At 67.2% G+C, this 17,159-nt stretch carries 16 protein-coding genes, 2 tRNA genes and 1 pseudogene; 7 read left to right on the plus strand and 12 right to left on the minus strand.

The window, feature by feature from the left end; genetic code table 11:
- A complete protein-coding gene (locus JHD80_RS18600; RefSeq protein ID WP_199090426.1) occupies nucleotides 1-762 on the plus strand; it encodes an ABC transporter ATP-binding protein in 762 nt (253 codons plus the stop codon).
- Nucleotides 762-1,472 (plus strand): ABC transporter ATP-binding protein, encoded by a 711-nt coding sequence (locus tag JHD80_RS18605; protein WP_199090428.1) that lies wholly within the window; start codon nucleotides 762-764, stop codon nucleotides 1,470-1,472. The genes JHD80_RS18600 and JHD80_RS18605 overlap by 1 nt, the downstream gene beginning before the upstream one ends.
- Here JHD80_RS18605 and JHD80_RS18610 read toward each other — a convergent pair.
- From JHD80_RS18610 to JHD80_RS18655, 10 genes are all read right to left on the minus strand, one after another.
- Complete coding sequence (locus tag JHD80_RS18610) at nucleotides 1,435-1,986, minus strand: MarR family winged helix-turn-helix transcriptional regulator (protein ID WP_199090430.1); 552 nt, start codon at nucleotides 1,984-1,986, stop codon at nucleotides 1,435-1,437. The two genes, JHD80_RS18605 and JHD80_RS18610, sit on opposite strands and share 38 nt — an antisense overlap.
- 242 nt (nucleotides 1,987-2,228) lie before the next feature.
- Entirely contained in the window at nucleotides 2,229-3,647 is a 1,419-nt protein-coding gene (locus JHD80_RS18615) for a M20 family metallopeptidase (RefSeq protein ID WP_199090432.1), read from the minus strand.
- A gap of 165 nt (nucleotides 3,648-3,812) precedes the next feature.
- Nucleotides 3,813-4,223: a Cu(I)-responsive transcriptional regulator gene (cueR, locus tag JHD80_RS18620; RefSeq protein ID WP_199090440.1), complete on the minus strand. Its 411-nt coding sequence runs from the start codon at nucleotides 4,221-4,223 to the stop codon at nucleotides 3,813-3,815.
- 1 nt (nucleotide 4,224) lies between these two features.
- On the minus strand, nucleotides 4,225-6,711 hold the full coding sequence (locus JHD80_RS18625; RefSeq protein ID WP_199090442.1) for a heavy metal translocating P-type ATPase: 2,487 nt from the start codon (nucleotides 6,709-6,711) through the stop codon (nucleotides 4,225-4,227).
- Between the two features lie 247 nt (nucleotides 6,712-6,958).
- Entirely contained in the window at nucleotides 6,959-8,053 is a 1,095-nt protein-coding gene (gene modC, locus JHD80_RS18630) for a molybdenum ABC transporter ATP-binding protein (protein WP_199090444.1), read from the minus strand.
- Complete coding sequence (gene modB / locus JHD80_RS18635) at nucleotides 8,050-8,754, minus strand: molybdate ABC transporter permease subunit (RefSeq protein WP_199090451.1); 705 nt, start codon at nucleotides 8,752-8,754, stop codon at nucleotides 8,050-8,052. Before modB ends, modC begins: the two co-directional genes overlap by 4 nt.
- Nucleotides 8,751-9,554, minus strand: coding sequence for a molybdate ABC transporter substrate-binding protein (modA, locus tag JHD80_RS18640; RefSeq protein ID WP_199090453.1), 804 nt, complete (start codon nucleotides 9,552-9,554; stop codon nucleotides 8,751-8,753). Before modA ends, modB begins: the two co-directional genes overlap by 4 nt.
- A gap of 99 nt (nucleotides 9,555-9,653) precedes the next feature.
- Nucleotides 9,654-10,175: a cupin domain-containing protein gene (locus JHD80_RS18645; RefSeq protein WP_199090455.1), complete on the minus strand. Its 522-nt coding sequence runs from the start codon at nucleotides 10,173-10,175 to the stop codon at nucleotides 9,654-9,656.
- 12 nt (nucleotides 10,176-10,187) lie between these two features.
- Nucleotides 10,188-11,045, minus strand: a complete 858-nt coding sequence (gene sseA, locus JHD80_RS18650) for a 3-mercaptopyruvate sulfurtransferase (RefSeq protein ID WP_199090457.1) — start codon at nucleotides 11,043-11,045, stop codon at nucleotides 10,188-10,190.
- 164 nt (nucleotides 11,046-11,209) lie between these two features.
- The gene (locus JHD80_RS18655; protein WP_199090459.1) at nucleotides 11,210-11,926 is read right to left on the minus strand and encodes an alanyl-tRNA editing protein; all 717 of its coding nucleotides are present in this window, start codon (nucleotides 11,924-11,926) and stop codon (nucleotides 11,210-11,212) included.
- A 167-nt stretch (nucleotides 11,927-12,093) separates the two neighbouring features.
- Here JHD80_RS18655 and JHD80_RS18660 point away from each other — a divergent pair, with 167 nt between their 5' ends.
- Nucleotides 12,094-12,876 (plus strand): SDR family NAD(P)-dependent oxidoreductase, encoded by a 783-nt coding sequence (locus JHD80_RS18660; protein WP_199090467.1) that lies wholly within the window; start codon nucleotides 12,094-12,096, stop codon nucleotides 12,874-12,876.
- Nucleotides 12,877-13,058: 182 nt separating this feature from the next.
- Here JHD80_RS18660 and JHD80_RS18665 read toward each other — a convergent pair whose 3' ends face one another.
- Nucleotides 13,059-14,510: a cryptochrome/photolyase family protein gene (locus tag JHD80_RS18665; protein ID WP_248311641.1), complete on the minus strand. Its 1,452-nt coding sequence runs from the start codon at nucleotides 14,508-14,510 to the stop codon at nucleotides 13,059-13,061.
- A gap of 359 nt (nucleotides 14,511-14,869) precedes the next feature.
- Between JHD80_RS18665 and JHD80_RS18670 the strand changes: the two genes are divergently transcribed.
- Complete coding sequence (locus JHD80_RS18670; protein ID WP_199090471.1) at nucleotides 14,870-15,172, plus strand: hypothetical protein; 303 nt, start codon at nucleotides 14,870-14,872, stop codon at nucleotides 15,170-15,172.
- A 448-nt stretch (nucleotides 15,173-15,620) separates the two neighbouring features.
- On the opposite strand, the gene JHD80_RS18675 is transcribed toward JHD80_RS18670, so the two are convergent.
- A tRNA-Cys gene (locus JHD80_RS18675) sits at nucleotides 15,621-15,694 on the minus strand.
- 170 nt (nucleotides 15,695-15,864) lie between these two features.
- On the opposite strand from JHD80_RS18675, the gene JHD80_RS18680 reads away from it, so the two are divergent.
- The 3 genes and pseudogenes from JHD80_RS18680 to JHD80_RS18690 form a co-directional block, all read left to right on the plus strand.
- A tRNA-Asn gene (locus JHD80_RS18680) sits at nucleotides 15,865-15,939 on the plus strand.
- A 194-nt stretch (nucleotides 15,940-16,133) separates the two neighbouring features.
- Nucleotides 16,134-16,775 carry a protein-L-isoaspartate O-methyltransferase family protein gene (locus tag JHD80_RS18685; protein ID WP_199090473.1) on the plus strand — a complete coding sequence of 214 codons (642 nt, stop codon included), beginning with the start codon at nucleotides 16,134-16,136 and terminating at the stop codon, nucleotides 16,773-16,775.
- Nucleotides 16,776-16,993: 218 nt separating this feature from the next.
- Nucleotides 16,994-17,159: pseudogene (locus tag JHD80_RS18690) on the plus strand (TolC family outer membrane protein); the annotation flags it as partial.

The raw sequence follows: 17,159 nt of genomic DNA on the forward strand, positions 1-17,159 counted from the left end.
ATGCACCCTGTTCTGGAAGCTCGCGACCTCGCCAAATCCTTCGGCGGCGTGAAGGCGGTCGACGGCGTCTCCTTCGCGGTCGAGGCTGGTCGGCTGGTCGCGCTGATCGGCCCGAACGGCGCCGGCAAGACGACCTGCTTCAACATGCTGAACGGGCAGCTCAGGCCCGATCGCGGCGAAGTCCTGCTGGCCGGCAAGCCGATCACCGGGCTCGAACCGCGCAAGATCTGGCGCCTCGGCGTCGGCCGCACCTTCCAGATCACTGCGACCTTCGCCTCGATGACCGTGCGCGAGAACGTCCAGATGGCGCTGATCTCCCATGCCGGGAAGACCTGGCGCCTGTTCGGCCGCGCCGACCAGCGCCGGCTCGAACCGGCGAATGCACTGCTCGATCAGGTCGGTATGACGCAGCAAGCCGAGCGCGCCTGCGGGGTGCTCGCCTATGGCGATCTGAAGCGCGTCGAGCTTGCGGTGGCGCTCGCCAACGAGCCGAAGCTGCTGCTGATGGACGAGCCCACCGCCGGCATGGCGCCGCAGGAGCGCATCGCGCTGATGGCACTGACCGCCCGCATCGCCAGGCAGCGCGGCATCGCCGTGCTGTTCACCGAGCACGACATGGATGTCGTCTTCGCCCATGCCGATCGCGTGCTGGTGCTGGATCGCGGCCGCCTGATCGCATCGGGCACCAGCGCCGAGGTGCGCAACGACCCGCAGGTGCGCGCGGTCTATCTCGGCTCCGGCGCGACCTCGGGAGGGCATTGATGACGGCGCTCCTCGAACTCTCCGGCGTCGAGGCCTGGTATGGCCGCGCCAAGATCCTGCACGGCGTCGGCTTTGCGGTCGGAGCCGGCGAGGTCGTCGCGCTGATGGGCCGCAACGGCGCTGGCAAGTCCACCACGATGAAGACGGTGATGGGGCTGGTGCCCGAGCCGCAAGGCTCCATCCGCTTCGAAGGCAAGGAGATCGCCGGCCGTGAGCCTTTCCAGATCGCCCGGCTCGGCATCGGCTATGTCCCGGAGGACCGGCGGGTCTTCTCGGATTTGACCGTGATGGAGAACCTCGAAGTCGGCCGCCAGCCGCCCCGCATTGGCGCGCCGCATTGGACGCCGGAGCGTCTCTTCGAGCTCTTCCCCAATCTCGGCCGCATGCGGGACCGACCGGGTGGGGCGATGTCCGGCGGCGAGCAGCAGATGCTGACCATCGCCCGCACGCTGATGGGCAATCCACGCCTGTTGCTGCTTGACGAGCCTTCCGAGGGGCTCGCACCGGTCATCGTCGAGGCGATGGCGCAGACCATTCGCGTGCTGAAAGGCGAGGGGCTGTCGGTCCTGCTGTCCGAGCAGAACCTGCATTTCGCCGGCAGCATCGCCGACCGCGCCGTCATCATCGAGAAGGGCCTGATCCGCTTCGACGATACGATGGCGGCGCTCAAGACTAACGAGGCGGCGCGGAGCCAGTATCTGGCGGTCTGAAGCCAGAAAGCAGGCGACGCATCACGTCGAGAAGCGGCTCGACCTCCGGTTCCGCCATCGGATCGAGTGCTGCGACGGTGATCGCCTTGGCGCGCTCGACATAGACAGGCAGCAGCTCGCGGCCGCGCTGGCCGAGCTGCACCAGCACGCGGCGCTTGTCGTCGGGATCGTGCAGGCGCTCGACCAGTCCGCGTTCGGCAAGACGCGTCACCACGCCCCGGATCGTGGCCGGGTCCATCGCGGTCATGCGGCCGAGCTGGTTCTGGGAAATCCGGCCATCGACGGCCAGTCGGCACAGCACTGCGAATTGCGGCGGCGTCGGCCCGTCCGCGCCCATCATCTCCATGAACATCGCGACATAGCGCTGCTGCATCTGCCGCAGCAGGAAGCCGAACTGCTCGTCCAGCACATAGCCTGCGAGGTCGACCGGCGCGGGAACGGCGGAATCGGCCTGGCCGCTGGCCGTGCGGTGATGCCGGCCGAGGCTGTCTTCCGATTCCTCAGTGCGATCCATGCTGGCTCCGGGTGGCGATTCTGCCGGCGTGCGGCAGGGGCGCATTCTCCCGGATCATATGTGTTCGTTCAATTGGCCTGTGGAGCCGAAGTTCAAACAAAAAAGTCATCCTGGCCGACCGCAGGGAGACCCGGGATCCATTCCGGAACGCTTCCTGGGAAGCTTCAGGCATGGATCCCGGATCTCCGCTACGCTTCGTCCGGGATGACCAGCGTTTTCTGGATGTTTCCGAGGGCCGATGATCAGCCCAGCGACATCGTCAGCGGCGGCTTGACTTCGGGAGGCAGCGGCGAGGTGTAGCCTTCCTTGCCGAGGCGCGCCTTGTGGTCGGCCTTGGCGGCGGCCATCAGGGCCGGGTCGCTCAGCACGGCGGCGCCGGTCGCGGCCATCGCCTTGGCGACATGGACCATCGCCTTGTGCGCGGCGGGGGACTTGCCCTGCGCCACCACCTGCCAGGTGTGGAACGGCGTGCCCATCGCGACCGTCGGCGCATGGGCCTGCACGGTCGGCACCGCCCAGCTCACGTCGCCGATATCGGTCGAGCCGATCGCCGGGTTGCGCTTGGCGTCGCGCGGCACGAGGAAGTCGGCGAGCGGGACGCCGGTATCGGGCATGCCGATGGTGCGCCAGATCGAGGCGATCTCCTGCGGGGAGAGCGTCGCGCGGATCTTCTCGGCATAGGCCTTGTCGGCATCGTCGAAATGCGGCGCGCCGAGTTCGCCCATCACCTTGTGCATCGCCTCTTCGAGCGGTGTGTTGGCGACGAGATCGGAGACGGCGCTGACGATGCGCATCTCCATCTTGGTTTCCGTCATCAGCGCCGCGCCTTCGGCGATCTTCTTCACGCGCTGGACGAGCTCCAGCATGCCGCGCAGGTCACGCGCGCGGATGGAGTAGCGGACGCGGGCATGGGCCTGGACGACGTTCGGCGCGATGCCGCCGGTGTCGAGCAGGGCGTAATGTACCCGCGCGTCCGACGGCATGTGCTCGCGCATATAGTTGACGCCGACATTCATCAGCTCGACGGCATCGAGCGCCGAGCGGCCGAGATGCGGCGCGGCAGCGGCATGCGAGGCGCGGCCGGTGAAGACGAAATCGGCGCGGGTATTGGCCAAGGCGAGGGCCGGAGCGACCTCCCAAAAGCTCGACGGGTGCCACGAAATGGCGACATCGGCGTCGTCGAAGGCACCGGCGCGGACCATGAAGGCCTTGGCGGCGCCGCCTTCCTCCGCCGGGCAGCCATAATAGCGCACGCGGCCGGGGATCTTCTTCTCGGCGAGCCATTCCTTCATCGCCACGGCGGCGAGCATCGCGGCCGAGCCCAACAGGTTATGGCCGCAGCCATGGCCATGGCCGTTGGCCTCGATCTCCTTGTGCTCGGAGGCGCCGGCTTCCTGCGACAGGCCGGGCAGGGCGTCGTACTCACCGAGGAAGGCGATGACCGGGCCGCCTTCGCCGGCCTCGCCGATCACCGCGGTCGGGATATCGGCGACGTTTTCGGTGATCCTGAAGCCCTGATGCTTCAGCTCCGCGATATGCTCGGCGACGGAGCGCTTCTCGGTGTAGCACACCTCCGGCATGCCCCAGACCCGGTCGGAGAGCGCGATCAGGCGCTCCTTGTTCGCATCGACATGCCGCCAGAGATCGTTTCGATTGTCCATTGTCGTTCCGCCTGGAGAACGCCTGGGCGCTCCCCGTCTTTCGTTGAGAGGCGGATTCCCCGACGGGCCGAAGTGGCCGGGCCGGACCCGCCTCTGGTGGGCCGCGGCATATGAGCAATCTCGCACTGCCCCGTCCAGACATTCAGCGCATGGCGGAGCAGCGTCTCAGGCTTTGCCTTGCGTCGGCGTGGTAGCTGCGAAATCGGCGAGGATCGGGCAATCCGGGCGGTGGTCGCCATGGCAATGCGTCGCCAGATGCCGCAGCGTGTCGGCCATCGCCTTGAGCTCGGCCGCCTTTTCTTCGAGCTCGCGCACATGCGCCATGGCGAGGTTCTTCACATCGGCGCTGGCCCGGCTCTTGTCGCGCCAGAGCGCCAGCAATTCGCGCGTCTCCTCCAGCGAAAAGCCGAGATCGCGCGAGCGGCGCACAAAGCGCAGCGTATGCACGTCTTCGGCGGCATAGACCCGGTATTGCGCGGCCGTGCGGGCCGGCGGGGTGATCAGGCCGATGCTCTCGTAATAGCGGATCATCTTGGCGCTGACGCCGGAACGGGTTGCGGCTTCGCCGATATTCATCTCAGGCCTCCACCTTGAAACGCTTCAACCTGAGCGCATTGCTGACGACGCTGACGCTGGACAATGCCATGGCGAGCCCGGCGAAGACCGGCGAGAGCAGGATGCCGAAGGCCGGATAGAGCACGCCGGCCGCGACCGGGATCAGCAGGGCATTGTAGCCGAAGGCCCAGGCGAGATTCTGGCGTATGTTGGAAATCACCGCCTGCGACAGCGCGATCGCACGCGGCACGCCCATCACATCGCCGGACATCAGCACGACATCGGCGCTTTCGATCGCGATATCCGTGCCGGTGCCGATTGCGATGCCGACATCGGCCTGGGCCAGCGCCGGCGCATCGTTGATGCCGTCGCCGACGAAAGCGACCTTCGCGCCGCGGCCTTGCAGGCGCTTCACCACCTCGGCCTTGTCGGTCGGCAGCACCTCGGCCCAGACCTCGTCGATGCCGAGGCCGCGCGCGACCGCTTCCGCCGTGCGCCGGTCGTCGCCGGTCACCATCGCGACCTTGAGGCCGAGCTTGTGCAGGGCGGCGATGGCCGCGGGCGTGGTCTCCTTTACCGCGTCTGCGACGGCAATGACGGCGGCGATCCGGCCGTCGATCGCGGCATAGAGCGGCGTCTTGCCGGCCTCGGCCAGCGCCTTGGCGCGGGCGGCGAAGGGCGCGATATCGAGCTTCGCCTCTTCCATCAGCCGGCGGCCGCCGATCGCGACCTTGCGGCCTTCGACCGTCGCGGTGACGCCAAGGCCGGGATCGCTGGCGAAGTTGGCCGGCTCGGCGAGTTCAAGCTTCCGCTCCTTGGCGGCCGCGACCAGCGCCTGCGCCAGCGGGTGCTCGGAGCGGTTCTCGGCCGCGCCGACAAGACGCAGCACCTCGTCAGCCGCGAAGCCATTCGCCGGCTCGATATCGGTGAGCTCCGGCTTGCCCTTGGTCAGCGTTCCCGTCTTGTCGAGCGCGACGATCTGGACGTCCTTCAACGCCTGCAAGGCATCACCCTGCCGGAACAGGATGCCGAGCTCGGCACCCCGGCCGGTGCCGACCATGATCGAGGTCGGGGTCGCCAGACCCATCGCGCAGGGGCAGGCGATGATCAAAAGCGCGACGGCATTGACCAGCGCATGCGACAAAGCCGGGCTCGGGCCGAAGCTCAGCCAGACGGCGAAAGTCACCAACGCCAGCGCGATCACGACCGGCACGAACCAGAGCGTGACGCGGTCGACCAGCGCCTGGATCGGCAGCTTGGCGCCTTGTGCCGCCTGAACCGTCCGCACGATCTGGGCGAGCAGCGTGTCGGCGCCGACCTTTTGCGCGGTGAAGCGCAGCGCGCCGGAACCGTTGACGGTGCCGCCTGTGACGATGCTGCCGGCTTCCTTGCGGACGGGGGCAGGCTCGCCGGTGATCATCGATTCGTCGACGAAGGAGGTGCCGTCGGTGACCTCGCCATCGACCGGGACGCGCTCGCCCGGCCTGAGGATGACGATATCGCCGGGACGCACGCTGTCGACTGCGACATCGCTTTCGGCACCGTCGCGCAGCACGCGGGCCGTTTTGGGCTGGAGCGCGATGAGGCTGCGGATCGCGGCGCCGGTGCGGCCCTTGGCGCGGGTCTCGAACCAGCGCCCGAGCAGGATCAGCGTCACGATCACCGCGCTGGATTCGAAATAGGTGCCGTCCGTGCCCGCCGGCATCAGGTCCGGCAGGAAGGTCGCGACGCTCGAATAGAGATAGGCCGCGCCGGTGCCGAGCATGACCAGCGAGTTCATGTCGGGCGCCAGTCGCAGCAGCGCCGGGAAACCCTTGCGCAGGAAGACGAGGCCCGGCCCGAACTGGACGATGGTCGCCAGCGCGAAGGAGAAGACGCGGACATTTCCCTCGCCGAAAGTGCCGGCGAGCCAATGGTGCAGCGAAGGAAACATGTGGCTGCCCATCTCGACGACGAGCAGCGGCAGGGTGAGCAAGCCGGCGAGGATGACGGAACGCAGCAGCTTGCCCTGCTCCTCGTCCTTGGCAGCCTGCCGGCGCTTGTCGGCATCGCCATCGGCCGCGACGACCGGGCTCGCTTCATAGCCGGCGCCGGCCGCGGCCTTCACGAGGGCAGGGACGATCTCATCGCCGGCAAGCGTTTTCACGCTGGCGCGTTCGGTCGCGAGATTCACGGTCGCCTCGACCACGCCGGGCACGGCGCGCAGGGCCTTCTCGACATGCCCGACGCAGGAGGCGCAGGTCATGCCGGAAACCGACAATTCGATCGTGGTCTCGACCGGAGTGTAGCCGCTCTTGCGGACCGCCGCCTCGATCTGGCCGAGATCGGTGCCGCTTTTGGTGAAGCTGATGTGAGCCCGCTCGGTCGCAAGGTTGACCGAGACCGCATCGACGCCCGGCACCGCTGCGATGGCGCGCTCGACATGGGCGACGCAGCTCGCGCAGGTCATGCCCTCGACGCCCAGATCGAGGGTTTCGGGGTCGTGCCTGCTTCTGTCGATGACCGTCATCGCCGTCTCCTTCTTGGTGATGACGAGTCATATGGGGCTTCCCATCATGGGAAGGTCAAGGGCTGGATTTCGAGGCCCCGTTGTCATTCCGGGGCATTGCATAGCAATGAGCCCGGAATCCAGAACCAATGCCCTAGCCGGATCGACGAGGCCGCCGTCGCGCTCTTGTGGTCAAGGAGATCGGTTCTGGATTCCGGGCTCTTCGCTTCGCGAAGCCCCGGAATGACGGTGGCAGCTGTGGTTGGGCTCAGGGCATCTCGACCGAGACGCTCTTGATCACCGCATGCACCGGCTTGCCGGGCGCCAGGCCCAACAGGGCGACGGATTTCGCCGTGAGACGCGCCGCCAGCTTCGCCTCACCGCAAGCGATCAGCAGATGCATGGTGCTGCCCCCCGCGCCGCTGCGCTCGCCGATCTCGGCCACCTTTCCGGGCAGAATGTTGAGCGCGCTGATCTCGGCTGGCTGGCCGAGACTGAGCATGACGTCGCTGGCGAGGATGCGGATCTTGATCCGCTGGCCCTGCCGCAGCGCGCCCCGCGCGATGGTCAAGGGACCGGCCGGCGTATTCAGCCGCGCCAACCCGAAGGCCTCCTCGAAGCCGGTAACCTCGGCGGACAGCAACGTGCTCGCCTCCGGCGCGCCCGGCCGCGCGGCGAGATCGGGCCGGGACAGAATGTCGGCGGTCGGCCCGCAAGCCGCGACGCGCCCGTTCTCGATCATGACGACGGTAGTGGCGAGGCGCGCGACCTCCGCCAGCGCATGCGAGACATAAACGATGGGGATGCCGGCCTCGTCGCGCAGGCGCTCGATATGCGGCAGGATTTCGGCTTTGCGGGCTTCGTCGAGCGCCGCCAATGGCTCGTCCATCAAGAGCAGGCGCGGTTGCGCCAGCAGCGCGCGCCCGATGGCGACGCGCTGCTTCTCGCCGCCGGACAACGCACCGGGCCGGCGCTTCAGCAGATGGCCGATGCCGAGCAGCTCCAGCACCTTGTCGAACTCGGCCGGCCTGCGCTGGGCACGCGGCACAAACCAGTGCCCGAACAGCAGGTTCTGCCGCACGGTGAGATGCGGGAAGAGCCGTGCCTCCTGGAAGACATAGCCGATGCGGCGCCGATGCTTCGGCAGGAAGACGCCGCGCGCGGTATCGACCAGCGTCTCGCCATCGACGCGGACATGGCCAGAATCGGGGCGGATCAAGCCGCCGATGACATTGACTAGCGAAGTCTTGCCCGAGCCCGAGCTGCCGAACAGGGCGGTCAGGCGCCCGTCGGAGGTGAAGGCCGAATCGAGCGTGAACGCACCGAGCCGGTGGCGGACGGCGATGTCGAGGACATCAGTCATTCGACGGCGATCCGGCGGCCGACGATGCGCGCCATCAGTTCGGAGAGGAAAAGCGCGGCGACGGAGATCACGATCGAGATCAGCGTCAGTCGCATCGCGCCGGCATCGCCGCCCGGAACCTGCGTGAAGGTGTAGATCGCGGAGGGCAGGGTCTGAGTCTCACCGGGGATGTTGGAGACGAAGGTGATCGTCGCGCCGAACTCGCCCATCGCCTTGGCGAAGCACAGGATCATGCCGGCGATGATGCCTGGCAGGCAGAGCGGCAACGTGACGACGAGGAAGACCCAGATCGGGCTCGCGCCGAGCGTGCCCGCGGCGGATTCGAGCTTGCGGTCGACCGCCTCGATCGAGAGCCGGATGGCGCGAACCATCAGCGGGAAGCCCATCACCGCGCAGGCCAGAGCCGCGCCGGTCCAGCGGAAGGACAGCACGATCCCGAACCAGTCATAGAGCAATTGCCCGATCGGCCCGCGCCGGCCGAAGCCGACGAGCAGCAGATAACCCGTCACCACCGGCGGCAGGATCAGCGGCATATGGACGATCGCGTCGAGCAGCGACTTGCCCCAGAAGCGCCCGCGCGCCAGCAGCAAGCCGACACCAAGCCCCAGCGGGAGGCTCGCGATCATGGCGGTCGTCGCGACGATGAGGCTGAGCCTCACCGCCGTCCATTCGTCCGGCGAAAGCGTCAGCCAATCGGTCACGAAGAGCTGGCGGCCTTGTTCAGAACCGTGAAGCCCTGCTTCTCGAAGACGGGCTTGGCGGCGGGGCTGCGCAGATAGGTCAGGAAGGCCTGCGCGTCCGGGTTGGCCGAATCCTTGGTGACCGCGACCGGATAGACGATCGGCGGATGCGAATCCTCGGGGAAGGTCGCGACGACCTTGACCTGGGGATCGGCGGCGGCGTCGGTTGCGTAGACGATGCCGAGCGGCGCCTCGCCGCGCGAGACCAGCAGCAGTGCGGCGCGGACATTGTCGGCCTGCGCAATCTTGTCCTTCACCTTGTCCCAGCTACCCAGCTTCTCCAGCGCGGCCTTGCCGTATTTGCCGGCGGGAACGGAATCGACATTGCCCATGGCGAGGCGGCCGGCCCCGACCGCGCCCGCGACATCGACGCCGGGCTTGAGATCGAGCGTGGCGGTCGAATCCTTGCCGGCGACGAGCACGATACGGTTGGCGAGCAGGCTGACGCGGGTGTCGGGCTTGATCAGGTTCTTAGCTGCAGCATAGTCCATCCAGTCTAGATCGGCCGAGACGAAGAGATCGGCCGGGGCGCCGTTCTCGAGCTGCTTCGCCAGCGTGTTGCTGGCGGCGTAGGAGATCTTCGGCGCCGGCTTGCCGCTCTCCTTGACCCAGTTCGCGGCAGCCTCGTCCAGCGCGTTCTTCATGCTGGCGGCGGCGAAGATCACGAGGTCCTTCGTCTGCGCCTGCGCAGCGTCGAAGGCGGGGGCGAAACTCACGGCAAGGGCCAGGCCCATGCCCAGAAGGGTGCGGCGCTTCAACATGCTGTTCCTCGCTGCGCTTATCGCTGTATCCAATTGAATATAACGATGCTCGCAGCGCCTCGCCGGCGAGTCAAGAAGCGGCGCCTCTTGCGGCCATGCTCACCCGTGCGGGTGCTTGTGGATCGGGTCGACCCAGTAGACCTCTTCCGGCTTCTCGACCGGGTCGACATCGGTGATGTTGACTACGACCGCCTCGTTATCCGAGCGCACCAGCACGCATTGCAGCGGGTTGTCGGGATCGGCGTTGATCTCCTGATGCGGGACGAAGGGCGGCACATAGATGAAGTCGCCGGGCCCGGCCTCGGCGACGAATTCGAGCCGCTCGCCCCAGCGCATCCGGGCCTTGCCGCTGACCACATAGATCACGCTTTCGAGCGCGCCGTGATGGTGCACGCCAGTCTTGGCATTGGGCTCGATTGCGACCGTTCCGGCCCAGATCTTCTGCGCGCCGACGCGGGCATGGTTGATCGCCGCCTGCCGGAACATGCCCGGCGTCTGCGCCGTGTTGGGGTCGAGCTTGTCGCCGGTGATGACGCGCACGCCGTCATGCTTCCAGCGCGGCTCGCCGTCATGGCTGTTATCGTGCGGATGGTCGTGCGAATGATCGTGGTCGTGGCTCATGGCAGTCTCCAATCAGTCCTGCTTCGCCGGGCCCGTCGCGACAGGCCGCTCGCCCACGCCCCATTCGGACCATGAGCCGTCATAGATGGCCTTTGCCGGCTTGCCGACGGTCTCGAGCGCCGTCGACAGGATCACGGCCGAGACGCCCGAACCGCAGGTCATGATCGAGGGCTTTTCGAGATCGACGCCGGCATCCCGGAACAGCGCAACGATCTCTTCAGGGGATTTCAGCCGGCCATCGGTGGTGAGCTGCGAAGACGGCAGGTTGAGCGAGCCGGGGATATGGCCGGAGGCCAGGCCCGGCCGCGGCTCCGGCGCTTCGCCGCGGAAGCGGTCGGCTGCCCGGGCATCGACCACCTGGATCGCCTGCGAGGCGGTGGCGCGCGCCACGTCGTCGGCATTGGCCACGGCGCCGTTGTCGAGCCGGGCGGTGAAGCTGCGGGGCAGGCGCGGCTGTGGGCTGTCTTCCTCGACAGGGCGTCCTTCGGCGAGCCATTTCGGGAAGCCGCCATCGAGGATAACGACATCGCGTGCGCCGAAGACCTTGAAGGTCCAGCGCACGCGCGGCGCCGAGAAGAAGCCGAGCCCGTCATAAACGACGATGCGCATGCCGTCGCCGATGCCGAGCGCGCCGACCGCCGCCGCGAATTCAGGCGCCGAGGGCAGCATATGGGGCAGTGACGAGCGGGTGTCCTTGATCTTGTCGATATCGAAATGGACCGCGCCGGGAATGCGCCGCGCGGCATATTCGGCGGCGCCGTCGCGCTTCTGCGCCGGCAGATACCAGGAGGCATCGACCACGACGATATCCGGCGCGTTCAGGCGCTCGGCCAGCCACTCGGTCGAAACGAAGACGTCTTCACGGGCCATAGGCGTATCCTCAGGGTAAGTCTTGTTGAATGTCCGGAACCACCCCGTCATTCGGGGCTTGACCCTGAATCCATCGCAGGGCGCAGCGCCTCATGATGGATCCCGGATCGGCGCAGCTGACGCGGCTTGTCCGGAATGACGGCAAGGTTCCGTCCAAAGCCATATCAGGCGAGCGCGATCCGGACGCGCCGGTTCTGCTTGCCCTTCTTCTCGATATCGGTGACCACGACCGCGCCGATTTCGGCGGTGTTGCGGACATGGGTGCCGCCGCAGGGCTGCAGGTCGATGTCGCCGATCGCGACGAGCCGGACGCGGCCGGAGCCACGCGGCGGCTTCACCGACATCGTCTTGACCAGGCCCGGATTGGCGTCGAGCTCCTCGTCGGTGATCCAGCGCTCGGTGACGTCGGCATTGCGGGCGACCAGCGCATTGAGCTTCTCGGCGATCTCGGCCTTGTCGAGCCCGCCTTCCGGAATGTCGAAATCGAGCCGCCCGTCGCCATCGCCGATCGAGCCGCCCGTAACGGGGAAGGCGAGCACGACGCTGAGCAGATGCAGCGCGGTGTGGATGCGCATCCGCTTGAAGCGGCGCTCCCAGTCGAGCACGGCGGTGACCGCCTCGCCGGCCGAGGGCAGGGCCTGTCCTTCGGCCGGGACATGGATGACCCGGCTCTTGTCCTCGGGATCATAGATCGTGGTGGCGATCGCGATCAGGCTGCCGTCGGCGCGGCGCAGATGGCCGGCATCGCCGGGCTGGCCGCCGCCGGTCGCATAGAAATTCGTGCGGTCGAGGATGATGCCGCCGCGCTCGTTCACGGCCTCGACCGTCGCGGGCGTTTCCTTGAGATAGGCATCCTGGCGGAAGAGCAGTTCGGTCGGCATGGTCTCGTGTCTCATGGTGGCGCACAAGCGGCTTCGGCCCAGCAGACTGCACCGATTGCAGCCGAGGTGCCACCGCCTTGGCGGGATAGCGGGGATGATTTCGACCGCATGGCTTCCGGCTTCGCGATTCCGTGCCTAGATGACTGTCCCGCCAACCCGGAGCCGTCATGGCCTTGCCCCGCATGAAGCCGCAGGACGGCGTCGCCTGGATCACCGGGGCCAGCTCCGGCATCGGCGCCGCGGTCGCGCTAGAATTGGCGCGCCGGGGCTGGACCGTCGCGGTCACCGCCCGGCGGCTGGAAGCGCTGGAACGCTTGGCTCGCAGCGCCGAGGGCCTGCCCGGCCGCATCGTCGCCCATGCCGGCGACGTCACCGATGCGCAGGGGATGCGCGATGTCGTCGACGCGATCGAGAGCATCCATGGCCCGATCGCGCTCGCCTTTCTCAATGCCGGCATCGCCTCGGGGCTGGGCAAGGCCGTCGATGTCGAGACCGTCGAGGCGGTGGTCGCCGTCAATCTGCTGGGCGTCGCCAAGAGCTTCTTCGCCGTGCAGCCACGCATGGTCGCCCGCGGAGCGGGCCAGATCGCGGTCAATGCCTCGCTCGTCGGCTATCGCGGCCTGCCCGGTGCGGCCGCCTATGGCGCGGCCAAGGCGGGCGCGATCCATTTCTGCGAATCGATGCGCTTCGACTGCGAGGCGGCGGGCCTGCGCCTGCAACTGGTCAATCCCGGCTTCATCGAAACACCGATGACGGAGGGGCGCCGCTTCCCGATGCCGTTCCTGATGACGGTGGAGGACGGCGCCAGGCGAATCGCGGATGGCTTCGAGCGCGGCGGCTTCGAGATCACCGTGCCGCGGCGGCTCGCCTGGATCATGAAGGTCGCGCGACTGCTGCCTTACCCCGTTTATTTCGCGCTGATGCGCCGTTTCGCCGAGCGCAGCGGCTGAAGCCGCTTCAGCGTTCTGTCATTTGGCCTACGCGCAAGTGCATCTGGCTTTCTTCGAAACCGCGCCGTCATCCCGGGCTTACCCCGGGATCCATCGGAGGACTCCGGAGCCCTTCGGATCGGCGCTGCTGGGCAGCTTGTCCGGAATGACGCCGTGTTTCCGAGACAAGGCGTGCTCCCGGCTTAGCCCCTGATCGTCGCGAAGGCATCCAGCGCGCGCTGCCGGCCGAAGGCGAGATCGACCAGCGGGGCAGGGTAGGTTTCGCCGATTCGCACGCCCGCCTCGCGCAGCGCCTTCTCCGGGGCTTTCCAGGGCTGGTGGATATCCCCATCGGAAAGCCCCGCCAGCACCGGCACCCATTGGCGGACATAGGAGCCCTTGGGATCGTGGGTTTCGCCCTGCGTCACCGGGTTGAAGATGCGGAAATAGGGCGAGGCGTCGGCGCCCGAGCCCGCCACCCATTGCCAGCTTGCGGCGTTGTTGGCGGCATCGGCATCGACCAGCGTGTCCCAGAACCAGGCCTCGCCCGCCCGCCAATCCTGCAGCAGATGCTTGATCAGGAAGGAGGCGACGACCATCCGCACGCGGTTATGCATCCAGCCGGTCGTCCAGAGCTCGCGCATGCCGGCATCGACGAGCGGGACGCCGGTCTGCCCGCGTTGCCAGCGACGTAGCGCGGTCTCGTCCGGCCGCCAGGGGAAAGCGTCGAATCGCTGATCGTAATTGCGCGTCGCGAGTTCGGGATTGTGGAAGAGCAGATGGTGCGAGAATTCGCGCCAGCCGATCTCGGACAGGAATTTCTCGGCATCCTGCTCCGACCCTGCCGCTTCGCCAGCGGCGCGAGCATGATGCAGCGCATGCCAGATCTGGCGGGGGCCAATCTCGCCAAAATGCAGATGCGGCGAAAGCCGCGACGTCGCCGCGCGATCCGGCCGGTCGCGATCCACGGCATAGCCGGCGAGGCCGCTGCCGAGAAAATCGTCGAGCCGCGCCGTGGCGCCCGCTTCTCCCGGCATCCACGCGTCCCGCATGCCGCCGGCCCAATCTGGCTTCCGGGGCTCCAGATCGAGATTGGGCAGAGGCGCCGCCATGCTTTCGATCGAATCGGGCAGGGGTAACGCGCGAATTCGGCCAGGCGCGGGGATCGGCACAGCCGGCTCGCCCTTCTGACGGGCCGCGCGCCAATAGGGCGTGAACACCTTCATCGGCTGGCCTGTCGTGGTGGTCACCTGCCAGGGCTCGTTCAGGAGATGGCCATTGAAGCTACGGACATCGATTCCGTTTCCGGAGAGGTCCTCCTTGAGCGTCCGGTCCAGCGCGATTTCGGCCGCCTCATAGCGGCGATTCCAGGTGACCAGCTTGATTCCGGCCTCCTTGACGACGCGCGGCAGCAGCACCGCCGGATCGCCGCGCATCAGCACGAGCCGCCCGCCCTTCGCCGCGAGCGCTGTGCCGAGCGCGTCGAGCGAGCGCGACAGCCACCAGCGCGAGGCACCGCCGATCGGGCGCCGACCCGACCCGTTGTCGAGGATGTAGAGACAAAGGACCGGCCCGGATTCCGTCGCGGCGGCGAGCGCCGGATTGTCGGCCAGTCTCAGGTCGTTGCGGAACCAGTGCAGGGCGCGTTCGGTCATCATTCCTCACTTGGCCGGCACGATGGTACAGGCCGCAATGCCGATCAACGCGGCCAGGCCGGATCGGTATCGGAGAGGAGGAAAGATTTTTTGGCGGCGCGCGGCAGAAGGCAATCGGCCCTTGCCGAATCTGGTCGCGCCGGCTCAAACGTCCAGGGGCAGATGCAGGTAGTCGGCGATCAGCCAGGACACGCCTGCGGTCCCGGCCATGAGGACCGCTATCACTATTGCTTCGACCATGACGCTACTCCGCCTGCACAGGCAGGGTGTCACTAGCTCAAATTTTAACGATTTGTAAACGAAGTTCTTAAGGCGAATCACAGCCTGAACGATGGCTCCAGATGGACGGCTGTTGAACGATGAATGCATTGGAGGAGGCCGGTCTCGATCTCGAGCTCGGCGAGATCGGCCGGAAGCTGGACACGTTGTTCAGCGCGCGTCGCCCGCGGCTGGCGCAGCGGCCCCACGCGCCCGCCTTCGAGGTTTCGGCCGTCGAGGCCGGCACCGGGCGTCTGCATGTGGTGCTCGACGCCAATCTGCCGGAGGCCGTCGGCCGGACGATTCTCACCCTTGCGATCAAGCACGGGGCGGGACCTGGACTGGGTGACCGCGGGCGAAACGCCCCCAGGGATGCGGCGACCGGCGCCGCCCGCAAGGCCTGAACGCTCCCGGCCTGGGGCTGCAACGATAAAATTCGCGGCTTCGGAGCGGGAACCCTGAGGTGGCTCGGGCGTCCCCTTGTGATGAGCAATCCGAAAAAGCCGCCTCTGGATTTCTGGCTCTGGCTGGCCGTGATCGGCCTGACGGCGATTGTCGCCGTGTCGTCCCTGACGTTTCCCGAACGGGTCGCTCCGAATCCGTTTACGTCCCGCTCCGCGACACCCTGAACGAAGAGAGCCCCACCGGCTGTGCCGATGGGGCTCATCTGGGCTTTCAAGCCCTCGCCAGGCAAGCTGCCGCCGCCGGGCACCACTGAAAAATCCGCTGGAAGAACATCGAGCCGAGGGATTGGTTCCGCCGGCATCGACCGGAGCCGAATCCGCCGGGGGCAGAAGCCGGCGGCAAACGCTACCCAGTCGGGAAAAGCGCAACGATATCAGCGCTTGAGATTGGAGGCCTCGCCCGGAATCGAACCGGGGTGCAAGGATTTGCAGTCCTCTGCGTAACCACTCCGCCACGAGGCCTTCCTGCAAAAACGACCGTGGCCGTTTCAGCGAGAGCGCACTAACCACAAGCCGCGCGCCGCCGCAACCCGGCATCGCAACTTCCACAGGCATGACGACAAATCTGCTTGGTCGGCTCGCAAGGGGGGTTGCACTATCCGGATCGCGCCGCTAAGACGCCGCCACGTTGTTCCCGGATAGCTCAGCGGTAGAGCAATCGACTGTTAATCGATTGGTCGCAGGTTCGAATCCTGCTCCGGGAGCCAGCTTCCCCCTCACATCGATAGATCGCCTTAACCGTCGTCGGTGTATGACTGCGGCCAGGCGGTGCTTGCCTTTTGCGCGAGCGTCGAACAGAAAGCTGCCGAAGAGCGGCGCGATCGCTGCACCGGTTCGAAGCGGCTGTCACGGCAGCGCTCGGTCTCGGGTGGCAACGGCGTCGTGGACGGAGAGTTCGAGCATGGACGATTTTGCCTCGCTGCGCCGCAATATGGTCGATTGCCAGCTGCGCACCTATGACATCACCGACCGGGCGGCGCTGGCCGCGGCGGATTCGGTGCCGCGTGAAGCCTTCGTCCCCGAGAATCTCTCCCATCTCGCCTATCTCGACCAGTCGATCCCGCTGCCGGGCACCGGCCGGGCGCTGATGACCCCGATGGTGGCGGTGCGGATGATCCAGCTCCTCGATCCGCAGCCGGGCGAGGCCGCGCTCGAATATGCCGGCGGCTCGGGCTACGGCGCCGCGCTGATGGCGGACATGGGCGTGAAGGCCACGCTCTGGGAGCCAGATGCGGCGGCGCGCGCTCTGGCGGAGGCGGCGCTGGCCCGCGCCGGCGCCAGCGAGGTGACGGTCACGGCCACGCAGCCCGGCAATTCCAGCTTCGACGCGATTCTCGTGAGCGGGGCCTGCGAGGTCTCGCCCGAAACACTTTTCCCGCTGCTACGGCCCGAAGGACGGCTGATCGTCGTCGAGGGCCTTGGCCGCGCCGCCCGAGTCATGCTCTACCTGAAATCGGGAGAGGTCGTCTCCGGCCGGCCGGTTTTCGATGCGGCAGCGCCTGTTATCGCGGAGTTCCGCCGCCCGGCGGCCTTCGTTTTCTGATGCCGGCGGTGTCGCATTTTTGCGGCAGTGCGGGAGCGAAACCACTTTGGCATGCCCGCCACGTTGGCGGGAGGTGCCGGAATGGCTATAAATTGCAACTCTGCCGAGGCTGGGGCGATGCCTGGGCGCGACTTTCAGTGCGCACATGAGGCGTCCAAGTGAATAAACGCGACAAGATGACTTCCGGGTTTGGGCTCTCCGCCGTCTTCGCTTTGGCGATGGCGGGCGGCTGGGTCGGGCCGGTTTCGGCCCAGACCATGGATGCCGCGCTCGCGCGGGCCTACTCTGCCAATCCGACGCTCAACGCGCAGCGCGCCTCCGTCCGCGCGACCGACGAGAACGTGCCGCAGGCGAAGGCGGGCTACCGTCCGCGCATCACGGCCT

The organism is Allobosea sp. ASV33, assembly GCF_016428755.1.
Classification (GTDB): Bacteria; Pseudomonadota; Alphaproteobacteria; order Rhizobiales; family Beijerinckiaceae; genus Allobosea.